General features: G+C 73.7%; 6 protein-coding genes. All 6 read right to left on the reverse strand.

Annotation, left to right across the window (positions count from 1 at the left end; translation table 11 throughout):
- The coding region (gene htpX, locus C1I93_RS26535; protein ID WP_111246015.1) for a zinc metalloprotease HtpX at positions 1-870 on the reverse strand (870 nt) is incomplete at its 3' end.
- A 103-nt stretch (positions 871-973) separates the two neighbouring features.
- Positions 974-2,527 carry an NADH-quinone oxidoreductase subunit N gene (locus tag C1I93_RS26540; RefSeq protein ID WP_111246016.1) on the reverse strand — a complete coding sequence of 518 codons (1,554 nt, stop codon included), beginning with the start codon at positions 2,525-2,527 and terminating at the stop codon, positions 974-976.
- Positions 2,528-2,538: 11 nt separating this feature from the next.
- Positions 2,539-4,179 carry a complex I subunit 4 family protein gene (locus tag C1I93_RS26545; protein ID WP_111246011.1) on the reverse strand — a complete coding sequence of 547 codons (1,641 nt, stop codon included), beginning with the start codon at positions 4,177-4,179 and terminating at the stop codon, positions 2,539-2,541.
- Between the two features lie 31 nt (positions 4,180-4,210).
- Positions 4,211-6,151, reverse strand: a complete 1,941-nt coding sequence (locus C1I93_RS26550) for an NADH-quinone oxidoreductase subunit 5 family protein (RefSeq protein ID WP_111246012.1) — start codon at positions 6,149-6,151, stop codon at positions 4,211-4,213.
- On the reverse strand, positions 6,148-6,519 hold the full coding sequence (gene nuoK, locus C1I93_RS26555; RefSeq protein ID WP_111246013.1) for an NADH-quinone oxidoreductase subunit NuoK: 372 nt from the start codon (positions 6,517-6,519) through the stop codon (positions 6,148-6,150). The genes C1I93_RS26550 and nuoK overlap by 4 nt, the downstream gene beginning before the upstream one ends.
- The gene (locus C1I93_RS26560; RefSeq protein WP_111246014.1) at positions 6,516-7,073 is read right to left on the reverse strand and encodes an NADH-quinone oxidoreductase subunit J family protein; all 558 of its coding nucleotides are present in this window, start codon (positions 7,071-7,073) and stop codon (positions 6,516-6,518) included. Before C1I93_RS26560 ends, nuoK begins: the two co-directional genes overlap by 4 nt.
- Positions 7,074-7,215 lie beyond the last annotated feature (142 nt).

The raw sequence follows: 7,215 nt of genomic DNA on the forward strand, positions 1-7,215 counted from the left end.
GCGTTGGTGGCGGATGGGGCCGAGTTGGGTGGCCATCTGCTCCAGGCGGGCGACGCGCTGCTCCATCGGCGGGTGGGTGGCGAAGAGCGCAGCCACCCCACCGCCCTTGAACGGGTTGGCGATCATCAGGTGCGCGGTGCTGGTGAGCTGGCCCTCGGCCGGCAGCGGCCGACGCTGGGCACCCATGTGGATCTTCCGCAGGGCGCTGGCCAGGGCCAGCGGGTCACGGGTCAGCTCGGCGCCCGAGGCGTCGGCCTGGAACTCACGGCTCCGGCTGATCGCCAACTGGATCACGCTGGCGGCGATCGGACCCAGGATGATGGTGAGCAGCAGCACGAGCGGGTTGGGGCCGTCCTCGTCGTTGCCGCCCAGCGGGATGAACAGGGCCAGGTTGGCGATCATCGTGATGATGCCGGCCAGACCGGCCGCCACGCTGGAGATGAGGATGTCCCGGTTGTAGACGTGGGACAGCTCGTGCCCGATCACGCCCCGCAACTCACGGTAGTCGAGCAGCTCGACGATGCCCTGGGTGACGCAGACCGCGGCGTTGCGCGGGTTACGTCCGGTGGCGAACGCGTTGGGCTGGGCGGTGGGGCTGATGTAGAGGCGCGGCATCGGCTGCCGGGCCTCGGCGGCCAGCTCCCGCACCATGTGGTACAGCTCGGGGAACTGTGCCTCGCTGACCGGTTGCGCCCGCATCGAGCGCAGCGCCAGCTTGTCGGAGTAGAAGTAGGTGATGCCGTTCATCACCAGTGACACGAGTACGGCGATGACCAGTCCGCCACTGCCACCGAACCAGTAGCCCACCGCCAGGATCAGCGAGGTGAGCAGGCCGAGCAGCGCGGCGGTCTTGAGACGGTTGTGGTGCACGATCACTCCTTCGGTGCACGGATGCCGGGATCCGCTGACCGGTACAACACGCAGGTACCCGTCAACCATCCGTCTCATGACTGAGAGTTACCTGAGTAACCCCTCAGTTTCCGGTGAGATCGAGCACCAACTGCGGAGCGAAACCGACGATCACGGCGAGCACGGTGGCCACCGCCAGCGCCAGGGTCACCACGCGGGCCGGCCGGACGGCCGCCGTCACGGCATCGCCGGTCGAGGCGGCACCAGCCGCAGCCTGGCCGGCAGGGACGGCAGGGACGGCAGGGACGGCCTGGCCGGCAGGGACGGCAGGGACGGCACCGGTCGGGGCGTACAGCAGGGCGGCGAAGCGCAGGTAGTAGGCCAGGCCGATGACGGCGTTCACCGCCACCACCAGGGCCAGCCAGCCGGCGTCCCCGGCCAGCAGTGCACGGACCACTGTCACCTTGGCGAAGAGTCCGGCCAGGGCCGGCGGCAGACCGGCCAACCCGACCAGCGCGAACGCCAGGGCGGCACCGACCCAGGGGTGCCGGCGGGCGGCACCCCGCAGGTCGTCCAGGCGGCCGCCGTCCGCGCCCGCCGGGCGCAACGCCACCACACCGGCGAAGGCCGCCAACTCCAACAGCACGAAGAAGACGGCGTACGCCAGGGCGGCGGCGTACGCGCCGGAACGGGCGTCGGCGTCGGCCAGGGCCAGGGCACCGAGCGGGGCCAGGATGTAACCGGCCTGGGCCACCGAGGACCAGGCCAGCAGCCGGACGGTACGCCGCTGACGCAGCGCCACCAGGTTGCCCACGGTCATGGTCAGCACGGCCACCAGCGCCAGCACCGGCCCGGTCACGCCCTGCGGCAGCGCGAACTGCACCACGGCCAGCAGGGCGACCACGCCACCGAGCTTCGACGCCGTGGACAGGTACGCGGCCACCGGCAGCGGGGCCCCGTCGTACGTGGCCGGGGCCCAGGCGTGGAACGGCACCGCCGCCACCTTGAACGCCAGCCCGGCCACCACCAGCGTCACCGCCACCCCGGTCAGCGGCAGGTCGAGCAACTCGGAGCCGTCGGCCAGCGCCACGCCCAGCCGCTCCAGGTGCAGTGCGCCGGTGGTGGCGTAGAGCAACGCGGCACCGAGCAGGGTGACGGTGGTGGCGATCACGCTGACCACGAAGAAGGTCACCGCCGCCTCGGCGCTGGCCAGGCTGCCCCGACGCAGCCCGACCAGGATGTAGAGCGGCAGGGTGAGGGTCTCCACCGCCACGATCAGGGTGATCAGGTCGCCGGCCGCGCCGAGCACCACACCGCCGGCCATCGAGCAGGCCAGCAGGAAGCAGAACTCCCCCACCGGCGTCGCGCCGGCCCGCAGCAGCGGCCCGGAGAGCGCCAGCACCCCGAGGACCAGCACCGCGACGAGCGCCGCCACCAGCGCCGCCCGGCCGCCGAAGACGTACGAGCAGTCGGTGCCGACGCAGAAGGTACGGCGTACGCCGCCCGCGCCGACCGCCGCCGCACCGACCACTGTGGCGACCGCACCGGCGGCCGCCGTGGCCACTGTCGCCGCCGGCCGGGCCAGCAGCAGGTCGACCAGGAGCACCAGCACCGCCGTCCCGGCGGCCAGGTACGCCGGCAACAGCGCCACGCTGTCGACGCTCTGCACCATGCTCACCACCGGCTCGTTCATCGGAGCACCCCCATCAGCGCCTCGACCGGGCCTTCGGCGACTCCCAGCACCAGCGTCGGCGCCAACCCGACGGCCAGCGCCAGCAGCACCAGCGGTGCCCAGGCCGCCACCTCGGCACCGGCCAGCCGCGAACCGGCCGCGCCCGTGCCCCCGGCCTGCCCGGCTCCGGCGACGCCCGTGCCGCCAGCCTGCGCGGCGCGGGGTGGGGCGAGGTCGGCGGGGTCACCGGGCAGCCCGGACCGCAGAGCGGCGACGACCGGGCTGGGTGGGCCGTGGGTGACCCGCCGCAGCAGCCGGAGCAGGTACGCGGCGGTCAGCGCCCCACCGAACGCGGCCAGCACGGCCAGGGTGATCCAGAGCGGGCCGCCCACCTCGACGGCGGCGACCACGGCGAACGCCTCACCCCAGAAGCCGGCCAGACCGGGCAGGCCCAGTGAGGCGACCGCCGCGAACGCGAGCAACCCGGCCAGCCGGGGCGCGGTCTCCCGCAGCCCGGACAGCTCGCTGAGCGCGCCGGTGTGGGTGCGGTCCTTGATCGCACCGGCGAGGAAGAAGAGCAGGCCGGTGATGATGCCGTGCGCGACGTTGCCGATCAGCGCCGCCTGGATGCCGGTGGCGGTGAGCGTGGCGACGCCGAGCAGCACGAAGCCCATGTGCCCCACGCTGGAGTACGCGATGAGCCGTTTCAGCTCGGTCTGGGCCAGGCAGACCAGCGAGCCGACCAGGATGGCCGCGACGGCGAGCACGCCGAGCACCGGTGCCGCCCAGCGGGCTCCCTCGGGCGTCACCCCGACGGCGACCCGGATCAGGCCGTACGTGCCCATCTTGAGCAGCACCCCGGCGAGCAGCACGCTGCCGACGGTGGGTGCCTGGGTGTGCGCGTCGGGCAGCCAGGAGTGCAGCGGCCAGAGTGGGCTCTTCACCGCGAAGGCCAGTGCGAGCAGCGTGAACGCAGCGAGCTGGGTGCCCCGGGACAGCCCGGTGCCGCCGGTCAGCGCGACGATGTCGGCGGTGCCGGCGGCGGCCACCACGACGTACACCCCGACCAGCAGCAGCACCGAGCCGAACAGGGTGTAGAGGGCGAACTTGCGTCCCGCCCGGCGGCGGGCGGCGACCGACGCCGGGTCGCTGCCGTCGCCGCCCCAGCCGACGATGATGGCGTACATCGGCAGCAGGACGACCTCGAAGAAGAGGAAGAAGAGCACCAGGTCGAGGGCGAGGAAGGTGCCCAGGATGCCCACCTCTACCACCAGCAGCAGCGCCACCAGGGCCCGCCCGCTGCCGCCGGCCGGCACCCGCCACAGGCTGTAGCCGCAGCAGAGCAGGGTGAGCAGGGCGGTCAGCACCACCAGCGGCCAGGAGATGCCGTCCACCCCGAGGTGGAACCGCAGGTCCAGCCCCGGCACCCAGGGACTGTCGACGGTGTGCCAGGGGCGTACGCCAGGTGCGGTCGGTCCGTACGCGGTCCAGGTGCCGGACCGGCCGGCGACCAGCGCGAGGGCCGCGACCAGGGTCAGCGCGGCGGCGATCGCGCCCACCAGCCGGGCGGCCCGGTCGTGCGGGATCGCCGCCACCGCCAGCGCGCCCAGCGCCGGCACCGCGAGCACCGCGACCAGCAGGAACTGCCCGAGACTCATGCCGTTCCTCCGGTAGGCGGCGCCGGGTGGCTCACGACACCACTCCGATCAGGGCGGTGGCCAACCCGATCAGCAGCACCCCGGCGAGCAGCGCGACGGCGGCGCGCGGCAACGCCGCCCGGTGCAGGGTGCCGAGCCCACCGCCGAGCGCGCGGGCGGCCCGCCCGGTGCCGGTGACCGCACCGTCGACGCCCCGCTCGTCGGCGACCCGCGCCGCCCGGCCGAGCGCCATGGTGGGGCGTACCACGGCTGTGTGCTGGACGTCGTCGAGGCGGAACGCGCGGGCGAAGACCGGCCGCAGCGGACCCAGCGCCACCGCCGGATCGGCGGCGGTGTCCCGCCGCCAAACGAACCAGGCCAACCCGGCGCCGAGCAGCAGCAGCGCCAGCGGCAGCAGCATCAGCGGGCCGACGTGCATGCCCAGTTCACCTGGCACGCCCGACGACAGCCGGTCGGCGAACGCGGACCAGAACCCGGCCAGGCCGAGCAGTGCGGCCGGCACCGCGAGCAGCAGCACCGGCCAACGCAGCACCGCCGGCGGGTCGTGCGGGGTGGCCGCCGGGTCGCGGGCGGCACCGAAGAAGGTACGCAGCAGCAGCCGGGTGGCGTACCAGGCGGTGACCGCCACCCCGACCAGCCCGGCGACGAAAACCAGCCAGCCGACCCAGGCCGGGGCCGGCCCGTGCCCGCGCAGGGCGTGCTCGGCGGCGGCCAGCACCCCCTCCTTGCTCCAGAAACCGGAGAGTGGCGGTATGCCGGCCAGCGCGCCGAGACCGATGAGCGTGCACCAGAAGGTGACCGGCATGGTGTGCCGCAGCCCGCCCATCCGGGACATCGACGCGGTGCCGAGGGCGTGGATCACCACACCGGCGGCGAGGAAGAGCAGCGCCTTGAAGGCGGCGTGGGTGAGCAGGTGGAACAGCGCGGCGGGCGGGGAACCGACCGCGAGCGCCCCGGTCAGGTAGCCGATCTGGGAGACGGTGGACCAGGCCAGCACCCGTTTGATGTCGTCCTGCGCGGTGGCGGCGAACGCGCCGAGCAGCAGCGTCACCGAGGCCATCACCCCGAGCACCGCCAGCACCGTCGGGGTGGCTTCGAAGATCGGCCAGAGCCGGGTGACCGCGTACACCCCGGCGGCCACCATCGTCGCGGCGTGGATCAGCGCGGAGATCGGGGTGGGGCCGGCCATCGCGTCCGGCAGCCAGGTGTGCAGCGGGAACTGGGCGCTCTTGCCGGCCACCCCGGCGAGCAGCAGCAGGCCGGCGGCGGTGAGCGTGGTGCTGCCATGGTCGTGGGCGAGCACGTCGGCGATCCGGAAGCTGCCCGCCGATACGCCGAGCAGCGCGATGCCGAGCAGGAAACCGACATCGCCGACCCGGGTGACCAGGAACGCCTTCACCGCGGCGGCCGGTGCCTCCGGCAGCCGCCGGTCGTGGGCGATCAGCAGGTACGAGCAGATCCCCATCACTTCCCAGCCGACGAGCAGCAGGATCAGGTCGCCGGAGACCACCACCAGCAGCATGGCGGCGGTGAAGAGGCTGATCTGTGCGGCGTACGGCGGGTAGCGGTGTTCTGCCTTCGGGTCGTCGGGCGGGCCGCTCCTGAGGTAACCGATCGAGTAGACCTGCACGGCCAGGGCGACCGTCGCCACCGCCACGGCGACAAGCGCGGCGGCACCGTCGAGACGTACCCCGAGGGTGACGGTGAGCCCGCCGAAGTTGATCCAGGTGGTGGACGCCTCGGTCGGACCGTCAAGCGTGACGAGCAGCGCCACCGCCAGGGCCAGCGCACCGGCCGCCCCGGTCACCCCCAACCCGATGGCGACCCGTCGCGCGGTCTCCGGCCCGGTGGCGTCGCCGGGGCCGGTGGCGGCGTTGGTGGCGCGGGTGGCGGGCGGCAGGAGCAGGCCGGTCAGGCCGGCGGCCAGCGGTACGGCCGGCAGCAGCGCACCCAGCAACGTGGTGGTGTTCACCGCTCTCCCCTCGCGGCGTCTGCTGCCACCCCGGCCGGCACCTGGGCCGGATCGTCGGTCGGGCGTTCGGCCAACGGCACCTCGTCGACGGCGACGCTGGCCCGCATCCGGTAGAGCTGGAGCACGATCGCCAGGCCGACCCCGATCTCGGCGGCGGCCAGCACGATCACGAAGAGTGCGAAGACCTGGCCGCCGTGCGGCAGCATCGCCTTCGCCGTGGTGTCGGCGGTGACCAGAATCAGGTTCACCGAGTTGAGCATCAGCTCGACCGCCATCAGCACCAGCACCGCGTTGCGTCGACGCAGCACGCCGTACACGCCGAGGCCGAAGAGCAGCGCGGCGGTGACGTACGGGATGACGGGTCTCACCGCGCTGCCCTCCGTTCACCGTCGACGCTGTCGGTCGGCGGGTGGCTCTCGGGCGGACGGCGGCCGATGTCGGGGCGGGAGAGCACGATGGCACCGACGAGCGCGGCCAGCAGCAACACCGACAGCAGCTCGAACGGCAGCACCCAGGCGCCGAAGACCTGCTCACCGATGCGTTCGGCGGTGCCCGCCTCGGGCAGCTCCACAGTCGTCCAGCGGTACGCGTCGACGAGCAGCGCCGCCAGGCCCAGCCCGACCCCGCCGCCGATGAGCGCGGCCGGCCACCCCGGACGGTCCAGGTCGTCCGAGGCACCGATCGGCGCACGAGTCAACATCACCGCGAAGAGCAGCAGCACCACCACCGCACCGACGTAGATCAGCACCTGCACCCAGGTCACCAACTCGGCGGTGAGGACCAGGAACATGCCGGCCAGGGCACCGAGGCAGACCACCAGGTAGAGCCCGGCGCGGACCAGGTGCCGCGTCGACACCACAAGCACGCCCGCGCCGACGGCCACCACACCGAGGGCGAGCAGCAGCACGTCCACCCCGGTCACGCGGGCGTACCTTCGTCGTCGCCGGCCTCGGCACCGCCCGCCTGCGCCGCCGGCTTGCCGTCACTCGGTGCGGCCGGGCCGGAGGTGCCGCCGGAGGCCGTCGGGCGGGCGGCGGGGGCGCGCTCCGGGCGTACGCCCGGGG

Origin of the sequence: Micromonospora endophytica, from assembly GCF_003236305.1 — a bacterium.
Lineage (GTDB): Bacteria > Actinomycetota > Actinomycetes > Mycobacteriales > Micromonosporaceae > Micromonospora > Micromonospora endophytica.

Excerpts from the sequence above, each read along its gene's own strand:
- C1I93_RS26545 (WP_111246011.1), bottom strand. The coding sequence starts at position 4,179 with ATGAGTCTCGGGCAGTTCCTGCTGGTCGCGGTGCTCGCGGTGCCGGCG.